Source organism: Njordella calcicola (genome assembly GCF_056494125.1).
Genome location: NZ_CM151396.1, coordinates 1,962,277 through 1,977,474 on the forward strand (window position 1 = coordinate 1,962,277; position 15,198 = coordinate 1,977,474).

Here is a 15,198-nt window from a genome sequence, read left to right on the forward strand (position 1 = left end):
ATACCCTCGCGAACCTAGCACACCAATCCTATTGCGACGCGTTGGGGCAAGCCCAACGGTCGCTCAGAGCTCGCGATCTCAGAACGATGTGCCTTGGTCTTCTGGCTTTCAAATGCTCCCGGCTTGTCCGGGAGATGTTTCCGTTTCTTGCTAGAGAGCGATGTTAACTAGCGAGGAACCGAACGATCCACCGGGCGAGCCGGTGGGATTCCCGTTATGGCGGGCTCTTTGCTGTAGCGAGAAACCCAACGATCCACTGGACAAGCCAGTGGGATTTGGCTCGCGCTGAGGTGCAAGCATCGATGCGAAGCTGGGCCTTGTGCCCAGGCTTCGTAATCGGATTGGTGCGCTAAGAGCGACCGAATTTCGTATGGCAGGAGAATCAGGGCTGTAGAATAGATTCCATGACCATTCTCCTGCCCCCATTCTCTTGCCCAGTCTTCCAACCCCAACCGGGTTTAACATCAAAGCCTGGGGTCGCGCAGCGCACCCCAGGAAAAGCGACCTGGGCCACGAGAACCCCAACGGGGTTCAACAATCCATATGAACAATCCAAGAACGCCGTGGAACCGTCGTCCAACCCCGCTGGGGTTGATAACATGTGTGTGAATTCTTCATCCAGGGTGCGCTGCGCGACCCTGGGCTTTGATGTTTGACCGCGTTGCGGTCTTGAGACGGTCGCTAACGAGATTCATGATTCGAATTACGAGCGCAACTTGCCTTTAGTGGCTGAGCAATTCGAAGATCCATGTCAGGCAGAGTAGTCCGCATTTAATGAACAATCATCAACACAAACTGTGGCCATTGAGCAGCGTTCTAGCTCGTTCTTGAGCCCTGCAAACCGCTACTCAAAATCAGTTTAGTAGCTGGTAATTCTGTAGAGAAAAACATTGAGGAAATGCAAAGCTGAGGAGAAGGACCATCCACAGTGCACAGCCGTTTCACTCACTCGTTACTATCTCTTACTTTGTGAACTATCTGTTTACTGCGTAAAACAGATAACTTCCATCATCCTTCGTTAAATGCCAAAGCGAACTATCGCTAGCATCTACCAGCAAAACGTTTTCGCTGTTTAGAAAAAACACCTTGTCCCATTTACGGTTGTGATACACTTCAGGCAGCGACGTTTCATCCAGAATGAGTGAAGAATCCATTAAGTCATAAAAATATGTTGCGTCACTATTATAAACAATAAGCTTATTTGAAGCATCGGATGCCAACCTGAATAGTGGCCCTTCAGGTTGTGATTGTAATGTAATGGTTTCGTCGACCGTATTGTCTTCGTAGTTTAGAAGGCGGAGAGAATGCGTTCGTGTATGGCCATCCGCTAGAGAAGTTACAAGATACTGCACAAGATACGGGCTTGAAAGAAATGCAGTTGCATAACATTTGCCGAGATTAGACACCGCGGCTGTTTTTTGCATCTGGTTCAAGCTAGACTTTTCCAACACTGCACGATTCTTTATATCAAAGACTCGCGGAGGAGTATTAGTGTCATAGAAGGCAACGAGGGAATTGTTCTTGTCGACTGAAAAGCGCACTTGATGGAGCAACCGATAGGGGCTTGATATTTCTATTTGCATTGCCAAAAGAGTTTCTGGAGTCCGAACATCACCAAATAGCGTCATCAACGTTGGCATGCTCGGCAGTCGCGTGTCAGATTGTCCCAGAAAGACTAAGCATACTGCATCCCGTTCTGGCAATACAATTAAATCGGCAAGGACATGACCGCGAATCTCAGTTTTACTAATGGACTTGCACCCATTTTCATCGCAATAGTTCAATTTAATTATTTTAGAGTATTCGTCCCTTTCACCAGCAGCATAGCTCATTGAAATAAAAGCTCCTTCTTTCCAAGGCGAAAAAAACATTCCTTCGGCAAATTGAGAAATCCTTGTTCTCGTAATCTGCCTCCCCTGAACCGAAATTTTACTTAATACTGTTTCTTCTTTATCAATTTTCGCCTCCCAAACGTTCCCTCTGGAGTCTTGATTAAATTCAAAATTCTTAGGAATCTGCCCTTCAAGTCGAGTATCTAAACATAAATGAAATATCAAGACGACTACCGAAAAGGCAAGCTGCTTATTTATCATCTGCTAATTCCTTTGATTGGTCGATCTGTTTGCGTCTTATACAGTTCAAAAGGTGCATACTTCCATCCTGGACAATCTTCCACCGGCAGACCGTGCTTCTTCTCATCAAAACAATTGACCTTCTTTCGATCTTTCGGTTTTTTCGGCTCAGGGTCAATGCCATGATCGTAAGGCCGACCAATATAGGGTGAGAAGTTGAGTCCGTAGAAATCACAGCCTGTTCCATTAGCTATCTTCTTTCTGTTCTTGTCACGATCGTTGGCACTGTGAGAGTAGCTAAGTTCTGGATCAGTTGACTTGGTACCACCACAACTAAACGACTGGATTTCGCATCTATCACAATTCGCCTCAAATGCAATCCTTAAACCATCTTCTAGATCCCAGTTGGGCAATATTTTGTCGGGCTTTGCCTCAAATCCCCCCGGATTTCCGGAGCCACCCTGATGTCCAAAGACCAACACCTGGCAACACTGATTGTCATCTACTTCCTTTAGAAACTGCTCGCGAGTTGCCACATCCTTAATAGTAACCCCATCCTCTGGATAATCCATGTATTCAGGAGCCCCTTTTAGTATGATTATGCACCGCTTTAAACCGCTACCTTCAAGGTCCTTAGGCGTTGCGAACTTTTTCAATCCATGTGGATCGCCAACTTTTAATACACCGGATCCAACATATTCGAATAAATTCCATTTGCTGCCTCTGTACCCAATCGGATCTCTTGACATAAACCTTCCACTATTCCCACTCATCCATCTTGCTCGGAAGTAGTGCAAGCCGACGGTATGATCCCACTCGCGAGCGGTGTAGGTGTAGCGGTTGTCATAAGCGCTGGTAGCTATGACTGACGCAGATGCGTTGAGCACCGTTGGCTGGCCGTAAGCGGTATAAGCGTAGCGCTCTACAACGCTGCCGCTGGAATTGGTCATAGCGTAGATCGAGTACTGCTGGTTGCGATGCTGCGCTAGTGCAACTTCTGAAGGCCAATCGCTGTTGCTGATGAGCGATGAGGCTGTGCAAGTGAAGTTGGCGGCTGCGGACTCGTGTTGTGATGACTTGCTATTTGAGACTGACGCGTCAGATGACTTTGCCTGGAAAGAAAAAAAAGCATTGAATGAAACAGTGGCGTTCAAATAGGTTGCACCTTGAGCACACAGCGCAGCCCAATCGATAGTCGAGGTTGCTCGATGCGATGTGGGATTAACCGGAAGTAGCGTGGCTTGAGAGGGCATGCTTGCCATTATAGAGCTGACAGTTGAGCGGTGGTGCGAGAGGTGCGAGAGGTGCGTGAGTGGCTAGTTATTTGGCGGAAGTTTGGGCAGCGGCCTGAAGGGCCGTAGCAATTATTGCCGGTGCGCCGCGCGCCACCGGACCTTGGGGTTCCCTGAGACCGATAAGCCCGAAGGGCTGGCACAAATCATTTATCTCGGCCCTCCGGGCCTGAGGGAACAACTGCAGATGCAAACCGTGGCCGAACCTGCCACGGCAACAATTGCGACAAGCCTTCGGCTTGAAGAGGCAGACGCCGCACGGTCAATTGGCAACTGGACGCGTAGACGACTCGCCCTCCCCGATCGCTCGTGGAACTCGCGATCGACCCTCCCGCAAGCGAGAGGGTGAATAAGAACGCGTACGCCTGTCGGTGTGCGTGGCTTTGTGCCCGTTGAGGTCGCAGGTGAAATACTCAGCGGCGGCGATCCCGGTGCTTAGCGTTTCGGTATGGGATGCGATTAAGTTAAGACCGGTGAAGTTGCAGAGGAACTATTGCGTTTGCGAATCCAAGCCGAAAAGAGGCAGAAGTAGGACTGGCCGGACTCGAACCGACAACCAAGGGATTATGAGTCCCCTGCTCTAACCATTGAGCTACAGTCCCATCGTGAAGCGACCATTCTAATGATATAAACCAAGCACTCAATATGTGTTCTTGACAACAATCTGGCTTGGTTCACATTAACCTTTATGACGCAGGCCTGCGAAATCGCTGCATTTCAATGGAATTTTCCGCGAAAGAACTGGCGGAGGCTCGCACACGTTGCCTGCCGTATGCTAACGTTGACCTGCGCAGGAATTGAATTCCGAATGATCGTTCCTACGCCTAAATGGACCAATGATTACAAATCTGTCGGTCTCAGGTTGGAATCCTATTATGACACCACATGCGTCGCATCGACGTCTGTCGCGTTTTGGAAACAAGCTTCGCCGAACTGAACCTCACTTGTGAAGAACTCTACCTTGCCACTGTCTAACTCCAGTCATGATGAACAACAGCTAGACATTCGGTCGGATGGCAGCCGAGCGGAGTTGCGCTTTTTTCCGCAGCCCGGTGCATGGTGGTTATCGGATTTGAGCGAACTATATGCGTTTCGCGAGTTGCTGTGGATGTTCTTCCTGCGTGATTTGAAGATTCGCTACCGACAAGTTTTCATCGGCCTAGCCTGGGTTTTGTTACAGCCTACGCTGGGAATGGCCATTTTCTTAGCCATCTTCTGGCTGGTTGAAGCCAAGCCGACTAGTGCTGCGGCAAACTATGCGTCCGATGCGACTATCGTCTACTCAGGCATGTTGCTGTGGCAGTTTGTGGCCGCTTCCCTGCGTGATGCCACGGGATCCTTAGTCAATTATCGACATGTCATTACCAAGATCGCTTTTCCTCGCCTGTTATTGCCACTGGCAAGTGTCTTATGCGCTGGATTTGATTTGTTGATCGCATCGCTGCTTCTGCCCGTGGTGGTATGGGTCGGAGGAGACCAATTGCAGTGGGGAACCCTTTGGTTAACGCCGTTGGTGATCCTGGTGCTTTTGATGTTTGTGGTAGGCTGTGTCGCTTGGCTGTCCAGTCTGAATGCTTTTTATCGCGACATTGGATATGCATTGCCATTCTTGTTGCAAATAGGCATGTTCTTGTCACCGGTCATCTACGATCTATCTCGGGTGCAAGCGAGCGAGAAAATACCACTTGTCCTACGTCTGATTTATGAATCCAATCCAATCTGCAGCGCGATTGGTTGGATGCGTCATATGATGTTTGGTGGACCAGCTCCAATGGCACTGACGACAGTATTGGCAGTAGTGATTTCAATCCTGGTCTTTATCACCGGTTTAGCTTGGTTTCGTTCCCAAAACGAGCGTTTGGCAGACCGTATTTAATTTTAGCAAACGCAGCTTGAATCATCTCGCATGTCGAATTTAGCAATAGATATCCAGCAAGTATCCAAAGAGTTCATCATTGATGGGCTGGGGGATTATCAACGTGCAACGGAAGTGTTTGCAAGTTGGCTGCGATCGAAAGTAGTTGGCTCCAAACCCGCCGTCGAAATGGCCCGAAAGGCGGATGTGTATGGAGTAAAGCAAGTGGGCCCGCGGCGGTTCCTGGCGCTTGACCAAATCAACCTTCAGGTTCATCAAGGTGAAACGCTGGGTATCGTAGGCAGCAATGGAGCCGGAAAAAGTACGCTCTTAAAAATCCTTTCGCGAATTGTGACACCTACGAAAGGCCGAGTGGGCGTGGCAGGTCGGATTGGCTGTTTGTTGGAGGTTGGGACCGGCTTTCATCCTGAGCTAACTGGACGCGAGAACGTGTTTCTCAACGGAGCAATCCTGGGTATGCCGCGCCGTGAAATTCGTAAGCGATTTGATCAGATCGTGGAGTTTGCGGAAATCGACAAATTCCTGGATATGCCGGTAAAAAGGTATTCCAATGGCATGTTGATTCGCTTGGGGTTTTCAGTGGCAGCTCACTTGGATCCTGACGTTCTCATTGTGGATGAGGTCTTGGGGGTGGGGGACGCGGCCTTTCAGAAGAAGAGCTTAGGGAAAGCCCGCGAGTTTCGCGAACAAGGCCGAACAGTGCTGATGGTATCCCACAATCTACCGATGATCGCGGGGTTTTGTACCAGGGCGATTTTGCTGAAGGATGGTAAGTTGGTTGCGGACGGTTCTCCACATGAAATCATTGAGCAACATCTGCACCATAACGTGGGAGTAGCTCAAAGCCAAAAGTGGTTAGCAGGCCAACAGCAAGTTCAGACTGAATATGCCAGCGTGTTGGAGGTTGAGGTGAAAGATGCGGGGGGCCGTTCGACATTATCGTTGGATTCCCCGATCGATATCGATATTCACTTTCGCGTAAACGAGCCTGGGCATCGAGTCTGCTTACAATTGCAAATCAGCGATGAGTCGGGATGTCAAGTTTTCAAGAGCATCAACGCGCCGCCGATGAACGAGATTCATGACGAATACTACGGCAAGCTGATGCCGTTGGGCGAATATCGTTGCACTTGCCAGATTCCAGCAAAGTTTTTGAACGCTCGCCGGTACTTGATCAGTTTAAGTATTGGTGAAGAGCCTAATCGTGTGGATCAAATCGCAGATGGTTTGTTGGGGTTTGAAATTTTTGATACTGCGGGCGATTTGGCCGGGATCAATGTATCGTGGGCCGGATTCGTGACGCGTCCGATATTGAGGTGGAAAACCTTTCCCAGCGATTCTATGGCTACAAATGAGCGATTGCGTTGACTGGTCTCGCTCTGTTGCTTGACCATCCGCAACTCCTGCAACTATAACAAGCGATGTACGGTCTTGTGGCAACTTCCGAACTGGTTCATTTACATAGATTGATAACACATGCAGGAATGCATCAACGTTGATGGAGTTTCGCTGTACTTAAGCAAAGCGATTGAAGATGGCGGCCAGTGGATTGGGCAGGACGAAGTGCTGCGGCAACTGGCCGCTTGTTGGTTGGTCGTGGACGATTTAGATCAACCGCTGACACCCAGGTTGGTCGGGGTGCCGGGAATTGGCAAAACGGCACTGGCGATGGCAGCCGCAAAAATTCGAGAGCAGCCGTTGTACATATTTCAGTGTACGGCAGATACACGCCCGGAAGATCTGTTGATCACGCCGGTTCTATCTCAAGGTGGATCGATCGCGTACCACGCTTCGCCGCTGGTCACCGCGATGATCAAAGGTGGGGTCTGCATTCTGGACGAAGGCAATCGCATGAATGAAAAGTCTTGGGCGTCACTGGCCCCCCTTTTGGATCATCGCCGCTATATTGAGTCGATCGTTGCAGGAGTGACAATCAAAGCGACGCGGGATTTTCGCTGTGCGGTTACGATGAACCAGGACGATTCGACTTATGAGATCCCAGATTACATTCTCAGTCGTTTACAACCAACCTTGCAGATCGCTTTTCCGTCGCGTGACGATGAATTGAAGATCTTGCGTTACCACTTGCCATTTGCGCCCAGTGAACTTCTAAATTTGACCGTCGACTTCTTGCAGCAAGCTCACTCGTTGCGGCTAGATTTTTCGGCTCGCGATGGTATCCAAGTGTTGCGGTATGCGTTAAAGAGATTAGCTCAGAATCAGGATCACCCGATAGCCAGTGATAGTGTTTGGCGTGAAGCGCTGTACTCTTGTTTGGGCGATGAAGCGCTTGATTTAGAAGCGGCCGCGAAGCGCAAGTCGCAAACCTTTGGCGGGGACGGCGGCACCTTTGGACTGGGGGATTTCTTCATGGATGAAGACGACCCGATGAATCCTGGTTAGGATAAACGCCTTGCTAAAAAGGGTTGAGAAGATCGTTCAGAGTGTCGATGTACTTCTTGATCGATTGGTTTTGGATCAGCCGGTGCTGCTGGCGTTGAACGGATTTCGTCCTAGCGTTCGTTAGACCAGATTGGGATTCAACGAACGGGACAAAAATAAAACCCGCTAACCATTTTATTTGGTTAGCGGGTGAAGCGTGATGCGTGATGCGTGATGCGTGCAGCGTGAGACTAGAACTGCTAGTTGCGGTATGAAACATTCAGTTTCACAATCGGCAACACGTCGGAGTCGGTTTTGACCATCAGCGAGCCATCGAACGACGCGTCAGCCTTTTTCGGCTTAAGCGTGACTGGCAGCGTATGGACCGCTTGCGCTTCGTCGGAGCCAGCAAACTCAACGTCAAACTCTTCGCTGGTAACCTCTAGGATTCGGAATTCCTTTTGGCCCTTGAGGATGAAAAGTTGTTGGTAGCTTTCTTGGGAATCATCACGTGCAATTTCGACAACTTGTGGCGAGACCGAGATGGTGGCTTCCACATTACCGGTGACCACTAGCGGGACAGTCTTGAGGTTGCGGTCATTGGTTTGGATGATCACTTCGGTCATGATGGGTCCAACGGGAGCGTCCTTCTGCATCTCGATTTGCAAGTTGTAGGTCACGCGGCCAGCCGATCGCTTGCTTTCTTCGGCGCGGGCTTTGATATAACCATCAACGGTCTTGAGGCCTACAATCGCCCAGTCGTTGCGTCCGGCGTAATCGATAGTCATTTCGATGGTTTTTCCGGTACCTTCGCCGACGTTGCCAAAGCTAGCTTCGCCTGGATTAAAGACCACATCGCTGCGGATGTAGCCCTTCACGTGCAGTTGCACTTCAGAATAACTTGGGCGGTCAAAGCTGACGGTCAACGTTGCGGACTTTGCACCAGTGAAAGAACCGGTGTTGAAGCGAGCTAAAATCGAGCCGGTCTGGCCAGGCTGAATGGTCTGCGTCTCGACGATCGGCGTGGTGCAGCCGCAGCTTGCGCGAACGCCAGCGATGTGGATGGGTTGATCGAAGGGGTTAGTCAGCTCGAAACGAAACTCGGTTTTCGCGGCGCGGGCCACGGTGCCAAAATCATGGCTAGTAGTTTTGAAAATCGCCGCGCTCGGGGAAACAGCTTGTGCAATGCTTGCGGAGGCGACAAGGACCGTAGTGGCCAAAAAACTTGAATAGAACTTCATAGGATTGACTCGTCGTTGTAGTTGGATGGCGTTGGAGCAGTGCAATTTTGGGGCCAAAAGCACCGGTTCGTCACTGGTGTTTTTGAAGAGGTCGGTAAAGCGTCCGTCTTGGGAAAAGTTCCAACGTCCGAAATTCGTGAACCAGAAGACTTTATGCAGGAGTGTGGGCATTAGAACCGCTCACACCATAGTATCAATCCTGCAAAAGAATTCGCGTTTCGAACGACGTTGAAATCGACTCAACTTTTTTCCATTGAGGGGCATATTCGGCAACAACAAACGCCGTTCCCTAATCAAAATAATTTACCCAAATTTCCTATTTTGCGTCAATTGCGATTTTTTCGAGGTTTTGGCCGGGCGATTGGCATATTCGCCGCCGTTGCGTAGGCTTGTATTTTTGGGCTGCGCTGGTCACGATGCTTCGCCTGCGACCACACGTGGCAGTTTTGAATTAGGGCGGACTGCCACTTCCGGATACGCGTTCACTACGAAAGATTGTCGATGCGACTGATTTATCTCGACTACAACACTACCACGCCAATTGCAGGCGGCGCTCGGGAAGCGATGTTGCCATTTTTGTACGAGTTCTATGGGGCGCCCACGTCGACTCACTGGACCGGAGCGGCCGTATCGGAAGCGATTGAAGATGCGCGCGCCAATGTCGCGTCGATGATCCAGTGCGATTCGCATGATGTCATTTTCACTTCGGGGGGAACCGAAAGTATCAATACGGCAATGCAGATGGGGTGGGAGGTGCTGAAGGGAAGTCATTCTTTCGGCCATCAAATCTTACTGACCACTTGGGAGTACGAAGCGGTCCACCGGAAGGCGGCTAGTATGGCTGGGCCAAGCTGTGACGTACAGGTATTGTGTGGTGGGACGGTTGGCGGTTGGTCCGTCCCCGCGGTATTAGCAGCGATTGGAGATCGTCCGACCGTTTTGTGTGTCACGCTGGCTGATGGTCATACGGGGATTGTTCAACCGGTTGAACAGCTCGCTCAGGCGCTGGACGACTCGGGGCAAAAGGACCATGTCGTGACCGTCGTGGATGCTTGCCAAGCGCCCGGTAAGCTAGAGATCAACTTCGACCGTTTGGGAGCAGACTTCCTGACGCTTTCGGGACATAAAATGTATGCTCCCAAAGGCGTCGGCGCATTGGCGATTCGCGGAGGTGTTAATGCTGGACCTTTGCTGCACGGTGAGTGGAATGAACGAGGCATGCGTCCTGGGATGCTGAACGTGCCTGGCGTCATTGCTATGTCTTCAGCGGCACAGTTGGTCACTGCTAGTGTGGCCAAGTTTACGGAGCGGTGTCGCGATTTGTTTCAAATCTTTGATGAAACGATGAATCAATGTCGTGGAAAGGTCTTTCCTTATCTGACGCCCAATGGAGCCAGTTTGCCGAACACCCGGTTGTTCATATTGAACGGTTGCGATATCGATCTATTGTTGATGCGATGTCCCGAGTTATGTCTCAGGAGCTTTCAGCATGTGGACCTTGATGGTCCGGAAGACTTGCCTGCATTGTTGCCGGAAGAACCGGCTGCTCGAGCCAAGAGTCCTCATCAAGTTGCATCGATCAGCGACTTGGACCAACGTCACTTCTGTGCGTTATCTTCCGCCGGTTTGTCGTTGGACCAACGGCGCTCAGCGTTGCAGTTAAGCGTCGGATGGAATACCACGGAAACGGAGATGGTGCGTGCAGCAGAAGTGATTTGTGAAGCTTACGATCAGTCTGAAGGAGGCTTGTAAAGCCAACCTAATGACTAATTTTGCGGAGCTTGTGGTTCGCCACGACTCACAGGTCTCCTCGATCAAAAGAGTACAGGCACGAAGTCGGCTAGGTATCTTCGCCAGACCGGCCAGCTATGGTCGCCATCGGTTTCGACCCACTTGTGATCAATGGCCTTGTCCTTCAACGTTTGAATGAAAGTTTGATTTCGTTCGAAAAGGAAGTCATCTTTTCCGCAAGCGATCCACAGTAGTTCCAAGTTCTTGTTCGTTTTTTGCGCATCGGCCAGTGCGGTCGCGATGGCGTCGTCGTTGGGGATGGCGGAGCTAAAGCCGCCGACCCAAGCGAACACATCGGAATGGTTTAATCCGACAGTCAACGACTGTCCGCCGCCCATACTGAGGCCGCAGATTGCTCGTTTGGCTGGAGTGGCTTCCACGCGATAAGTTGATTCGACCGCGGGCATGACTTGCTGCATCAAATCGGCTTCGAACAGTTCAACGTTTCGACCGCGTTGATCTGGCGGGGCGACATGGCCATTGAGCATGACGACCACCATCGGCTTCGCTTTGCCAGCGGCGATCATATTATCGAGAATCCAGTGCGCTTTGCCATGTGCGACCCAAGTGGCTTGGTTGTCACCGCTGCCATGTTGCAAATAAAGTGTTGGGTAAGTTGCATCGCCCGACTCATATCCCGGCGGCGTGTAGACCGCGAATTGGCGCACATCGCCAGCGGCTTTTGAGGCGTAGTCATGCAAGTGAACGGTGCCATGCGGCACGTCTTGGAAATCATGGGGGGCGGGCGGATTGCTTGGAAGGTGCAGGATGCTGGTGCGCGGCGAACGCATCGGTTTGATTTCGGAATTGTTTGGATCAATCATTTGGACGCCGTCGACGCGAAGCGAATATTCCCAAACGCCGCTAGGAATGTTGGTGAGGGTTGTAGCCCAGACACCGTTTTCACCTTTTTTCATTTCGACCGTTCCTTCCGGCCATTGTCCAGCGACTTGAACCGCTTGAGCTTCTTGGCCGGCAAACCGGAAGGTCACGCTGCCATCAGAGCTGATTTCCGGTGAGACAACAGGCCCACGACGCTGCTGAGCAAAGCTAGGGGTGAAGATCAGCGCGCACAGCAAACCGCCGATTAAAAATTTCTTGACCATATTCGATAGTGTTCCGCCAGAGAGGTGAAGAAGTGTGATGCAATATCATCCTACTGGATATTGAACCATTCGTGGCGCGAGCGGATCGTTCGGTTGTTCAATTTTGTGGAAGCTTGCAAGCGAATCGGCCCGACACCAAGTTTTGAGGCGTCCAAAGTGACCGATTCTTGTTGTGCGGGAATGGTCGCTACCGTTTCAAAGTGATGCATGATGGTGACCTCGGTTGGCCAAGCTTTGCTTAGTTTGAGTTCGACGGCATTGGAGTTGGAAGCGGCCACTTGTGACGGCACAATCAATTGCAGTTGATCTTCGGGGGGGCCAAAGCAGAACTCGATCGACTTTTCGAGTCGCACGCGCTCAGTAGAATTGTCTTGAGCGATCACTCGCAATTCTTCGTACCCTTGCAAAGCTTGTTGCTTGGCGTCAATTCGCACAGCGATTTGGTTGCTTCCCGCGGCCTTGACGACTCCGTCGGTTAGAACCAGAAAGGAGACGGGGCCCGCAGTCGACGTTGAGCTTTTTGAGGCGATGCGTATTTCCATGGCGTTGGTGATATGTTGGTCTGCGGCCACACCGGTGATATCGAATTCTGGCGGAGTTGCCCACGGCTGGCAAAGTGGATCGCCCACGATCAGCAACTGGTAGGGGCCCATTACGTTTTGGTAAAACGCTTCGGCTAGAGTTGAACCACGCGCGTAGGTTTCATGGATCAGCGGAAGAGGGAATTTTTGTTGCAACGAATAAGGTTCATTGACTGCACCGCTGCTGCCGGCGGCTCCATGAGCGAGAAATTCAGTCAGCTTGGTTTGGCCAGCTTGATTCATCATGCCGTTCAAGCTGGTGAGGTTATCGCCAATGGCGCCAGGTAGAAGTGTTGAGCCAGATGCGAGCCAGGAAAAGGATGCAGAACCCATGGTTACGCCAGCGACAGCGTTCTTGCGGATGGGAAACGTGGTCGTGATCTTTTCTGCTTGAAAGCCGGCCGATTTAAGTTTTTCGATGGCCAAATCAAACAGCGGTTCGCGGCACTTGGTTCGCACGTCAGATGTCGACGTAAAGTAGAAGGTGCCCTTGGGCTGCGTGAAATCGGCTGTAACGCTGCGTTGCAGTACGGCGATCGCTTGTTCTAGAGAGTTTCCAACGGGCTGAGTAGCCGCCAGCACGATGGACATGAGATAGCGACTGCCACCGGTATTGTCCCGCGTTTCGATTCCGTTAGGAGTGTACGTCAATCGAGCGTCAAAGCCGCGTGGCTCGGTCCAATCGATAGGCGCGTTCTCGGTCGCGATGCGCAACGTTTGAAAACGACTTTCGGTGCGTAAGCTTTTGAAAGCAGGATGTTCGTCGATTAGTTTGCCGTAGCTCCAACCGGCTTCAACTGCTTTGCCGAGGTTGTCGAGTGCTTCATCTGCTTGGCCGCTTTGAGCCGCGAGAACAGCAAGCTGGAACCAAGCCGAGCTTTGGTAGGGAAAACGTTTCACGTAGGCTTCGAGAAACTTGCGATCCACTCGTAATTCTTTGGTTGGCTCTGGAGTTGACGTGGCATCGTTGGGCTCTGTCGCGTTGCTGGGCTCTGTGGCGTCGGTGGGCCCAGCGTTATCGTTTTCGGTGGCTGCTTTGGAAGCGGATTGCAACAGCGGCCGCATGTCGTCCGGGATGGGCAATTGCAAAGTTTGCTGAACGGGCAATCGGCAATAGAAGTTGTTGTACAGCGACACGATGCTTTGATTCGCCAGAACTTGTTGATACAAGTAAGTCGCAGAATTCAGGCTTGCGATGGGCGAGAACCACGCTCGTTGTTCGGCAGGAACATTGACGGCCGGCGTCACGGTGATGCGGGTCGGAATGTCACAACTGTAGGCGATGCCTTGGATATGCGGTGTGAGGTTGCGTTTCTCAATCTCCGTGAGCACCGGTTGGAGAATCGTTGATTTGAAAACATCCTGTGAGATTGTCTCGCCTGCGGGCAATGCCTGCAGAACGATGACGTTGCGGGCGGGGATGTTGCGCAACTTGATAAAGTGGTTTGCAACGGTTCGTGAGTTCTGTGAATCGCCGTTGACGACGACGACCCAACTGGAAGCGGTGGCTCCGGCTTGAATTGTGCCGCTTGTTTGCCATGAGAATAGGAAGCTGGCGAGGCAAGCTGCCGTTAGGCGAATGAAGTCTAGGCTAACGCTAGCGATACGAATATTCAGATTTTCAGGCGTCATGCGGTGTTACCTACCCCCACTAGGATCTGGTTCAGAGCTGGTTACATTAGAAGGCGTTTCACGTTTCTTTGCAAAGGTAAGTTGAAAAAGGTAGGTCAGATATGGCTCAGTTGAGCATTCGGAAAGATGATTGTGCGTTGGACTTTCTATCCTTGGGAGCAGTAGTTCATCGGCTTGACCCAGGCATTCTGCCGTTCCGACGTGCACAGCAACTGGATATTCATGTGTCTGGTGGTGAATACAACGTAGCGGCGAATTTGTCGGATTGCTTTGGTTTGAGCACCGGCGTCGCCACCGCCATGGTCGATTATCCTATCGGCGAATTAGTTCAGGCGCGCATTCGCCAGATGGGTGTGAAGACTTATTACAAGATGTTCAAGCACAATGGCGTGAACGGCCCCAACATTGCCACTGTGTACAGTGACCGGGGTTTGGGAGTTCGACCGCCGATCGTGTTTTACAATCGCGCCAATGAAGCGGGTGGAATGCTGAAGGCTGGCGATTTCGATTGGAAATCGATCTTTGCTGCCGGTTGTCGCTGGTTTCACAGTGGCGGTATTTTTGCGGCGCTTTCTGACACCACGTCCGATTTGATCATTGAGGGCATGAAGGCAGCCAAAGCGGCTGGGGCGGTCACCTCATTTGACTTGAATTACCGAGCCAAGCTGTGGTCCGCTTTGGGGGGCGATTCCGTGGGCCAAGAACGGATTAGCAAGATCGTGGAAAACGTCGATATGCTTGTCGGTAACGAAGAAGACTTGCAAAAAGGGCTTGGTATCGAAGGCCAAGACGTCGAAAAAGCATCCAGCTTAGATCCCGCTTCGTTCTTCCAAATGATTGAGAAAGCGACCAAGAAGTTCCCCAACGTCAAGATGATTGCGACCACATTGCGAGAAGTCAAATCGACCAATCGGCATGAATGGGCCGCAGTTTTGTGGTACGACGGCAAACAATATGTCAGTCCCACAATGCAATTGGATGTGATTGACCGGATTGGCGGCGGCGATGGTTTTGCGGCAGGTTTGATTTACGGCATGTTGGCGGGCAAGGAGCCTGAGCAAGCGTTGCGGTTGGGTTGGGCTCATGGTGCGTTGCTGACCACATTCCCCGGCGACGTCACGATGGCCAAACTGCCAGAAGTCGAAGCCTTGGCCAAGGGCGGTTCGGCTCGCGTTCAGCGCTAGGCCAACTCCAGCTTGGTCCGCAGCTAACGTTTTCAACGGTC

At 51.3% G+C, this 15,198-nt stretch carries 10 protein-coding genes and 1 tRNA gene; 5 read left to right on the forward strand and 6 right to left on the reverse strand.

Annotated elements, in window-relative coordinates; translation table 11 throughout:
* Positions 1 to 974 precede the first annotated feature (974 nt).
* The 3 genes from SH302x_RS07390 to SH302x_RS07400 form a co-directional block, all read right to left on the reverse strand.
* On the reverse strand, positions 975 to 2,093 hold the full coding sequence (locus SH302x_RS07390) for a hypothetical protein (RefSeq protein ID WP_479368090.1): 1,119 nt from the start codon (positions 2,091 to 2,093) through the stop codon (positions 975 to 977).
* Positions 2,090 to 3,325 carry an RHS repeat domain-containing protein gene (locus tag SH302x_RS07395; RefSeq protein ID WP_479368091.1) on the reverse strand — a complete coding sequence of 412 codons (1,236 nt, stop codon included), beginning with the start codon at positions 3,323 to 3,325 and terminating at the stop codon, positions 2,090 to 2,092. Before SH302x_RS07395 ends, SH302x_RS07390 begins: the two co-directional genes overlap by 4 nt.
* 568 nt (positions 3,326 to 3,893) lie before the next feature.
* Positions 3,894 to 3,966, reverse strand: a tRNA-Ile gene (locus SH302x_RS07400).
* A gap of 344 nt (positions 3,967 to 4,310) precedes the next feature.
* On the opposite strand from SH302x_RS07400, the gene SH302x_RS07405 reads away from it, so the two are divergent.
* The 3 genes from SH302x_RS07405 (at position 4,311) to SH302x_RS07415 (ending at position 7,643) form a co-directional block, all read left to right on the forward strand.
* Positions 4,311 to 5,240: an ABC transporter permease gene (locus tag SH302x_RS07405; RefSeq protein WP_479368092.1), complete on the forward strand. Its 930-nt coding sequence runs from the start codon at positions 4,311 to 4,313 to the stop codon at positions 5,238 to 5,240.
* A 30-nt stretch (positions 5,241 to 5,270) separates the two neighbouring features.
* Complete coding sequence (locus SH302x_RS07410; protein WP_479368093.1) at positions 5,271 to 6,608, forward strand: ABC transporter ATP-binding protein; 1,338 nt, start codon at positions 5,271 to 5,273, stop codon at positions 6,606 to 6,608.
* A 108-nt stretch (positions 6,609 to 6,716) separates the two neighbouring features.
* Positions 6,717 to 7,643 carry an AAA family ATPase gene (locus SH302x_RS07415; RefSeq protein WP_479368094.1) on the forward strand — a complete coding sequence of 309 codons (927 nt, stop codon included), beginning with the start codon at positions 6,717 to 6,719 and terminating at the stop codon, positions 7,641 to 7,643.
* Positions 7,644 to 7,882: 239 nt separating this feature from the next.
* Here SH302x_RS07415 and SH302x_RS07420 read toward each other — a convergent pair whose 3' ends face one another.
* Positions 7,883 to 8,863, reverse strand: coding sequence for a DUF1573 domain-containing protein (locus SH302x_RS07420; RefSeq protein WP_479368095.1), 981 nt, complete (start codon positions 8,861 to 8,863; stop codon positions 7,883 to 7,885).
* Between the two features lie 501 nt (positions 8,864 to 9,364).
* Here SH302x_RS07420 and SH302x_RS07425 point away from each other — a divergent pair.
* Complete coding sequence (locus SH302x_RS07425; protein ID WP_479368096.1) at positions 9,365 to 10,615, forward strand: cysteine desulfurase family protein; 1,251 nt, start codon at positions 9,365 to 9,367, stop codon at positions 10,613 to 10,615.
* A gap of 62 nt (positions 10,616 to 10,677) precedes the next feature.
* On the opposite strand, the gene SH302x_RS07430 is transcribed toward SH302x_RS07425, so the two are convergent.
* Together SH302x_RS07430 and SH302x_RS07435 are read right to left on the reverse strand one after the other, a co-directional pair.
* Positions 10,678 to 11,760, reverse strand: a complete 1,083-nt coding sequence (locus SH302x_RS07430; protein WP_479368097.1) for an esterase — start codon at positions 11,758 to 11,760, stop codon at positions 10,678 to 10,680.
* Between the two features lie 50 nt (positions 11,761 to 11,810).
* Entirely contained in the window at positions 11,811 to 13,973 is a 2,163-nt protein-coding gene (locus SH302x_RS07435; protein WP_479368098.1) for a TPR end-of-group domain-containing protein, read from the reverse strand.
* Between the two features lie 101 nt (positions 13,974 to 14,074).
* Here SH302x_RS07435 and SH302x_RS07440 point away from each other — a divergent pair, with 101 nt between their 5' ends.
* Entirely contained in the window at positions 14,075 to 15,157 is a 1,083-nt protein-coding gene (locus tag SH302x_RS07440; RefSeq protein WP_479368099.1) for a PfkB family carbohydrate kinase, read from the forward strand.
* Positions 15,158 to 15,198: the final 41 nt, after the last annotated feature.

What these genes read in the sequence shown, in the direction of transcription:
- SH302x_RS07390 (WP_479368090.1), bottom strand. Translation starts at nt 2,093, where the DNA reads ATGATAAATAAGCAGCTTGCCTTTTCGGTAGTCGTCTTGATATTTCAT.
- SH302x_RS07395 (WP_479368091.1), bottom strand. Translation starts at nt 3,325, where the DNA reads ATGCCCTCTCAAGCCACGCTACTTCCGGTTAATCCCACATCGCATCGA.
- SH302x_RS07410 (WP_479368093.1), top strand. Translation starts at nt 5,271, where the DNA reads ATGTCGAATTTAGCAATAGATATCCAGCAAGTATCCAAAGAGTTCATC.
- SH302x_RS07415 (WP_479368094.1), top strand. Translation starts at nt 6,717, where the DNA reads ATGCAGGAATGCATCAACGTTGATGGAGTTTCGCTGTACTTAAGCAAA.
- SH302x_RS07420 (WP_479368095.1), bottom strand. Translation starts at nt 8,863, where the DNA reads ATGAAGTTCTATTCAAGTTTTTTGGCCACTACGGTCCTTGTCGCCTCC.
- SH302x_RS07425 (WP_479368096.1), top strand. Translation starts at nt 9,365, where the DNA reads ATGCGACTGATTTATCTCGACTACAACACTACCACGCCAATTGCAGGC.
- SH302x_RS07430 (WP_479368097.1), bottom strand. Translation starts at nt 11,760, where the DNA reads ATGGTCAAGAAATTTTTAATCGGCGGTTTGCTGTGCGCGCTGATCTTC.
- SH302x_RS07435 (WP_479368098.1), bottom strand. Translation starts at nt 13,973, where the DNA reads ATGACGCCTGAAAATCTGAATATTCGTATCGCTAGCGTTAGCCTAGAC.
- SH302x_RS07440 (WP_479368099.1), top strand. Translation starts at nt 14,075, where the DNA reads ATGGCTCAGTTGAGCATTCGGAAAGATGATTGTGCGTTGGACTTTCTA.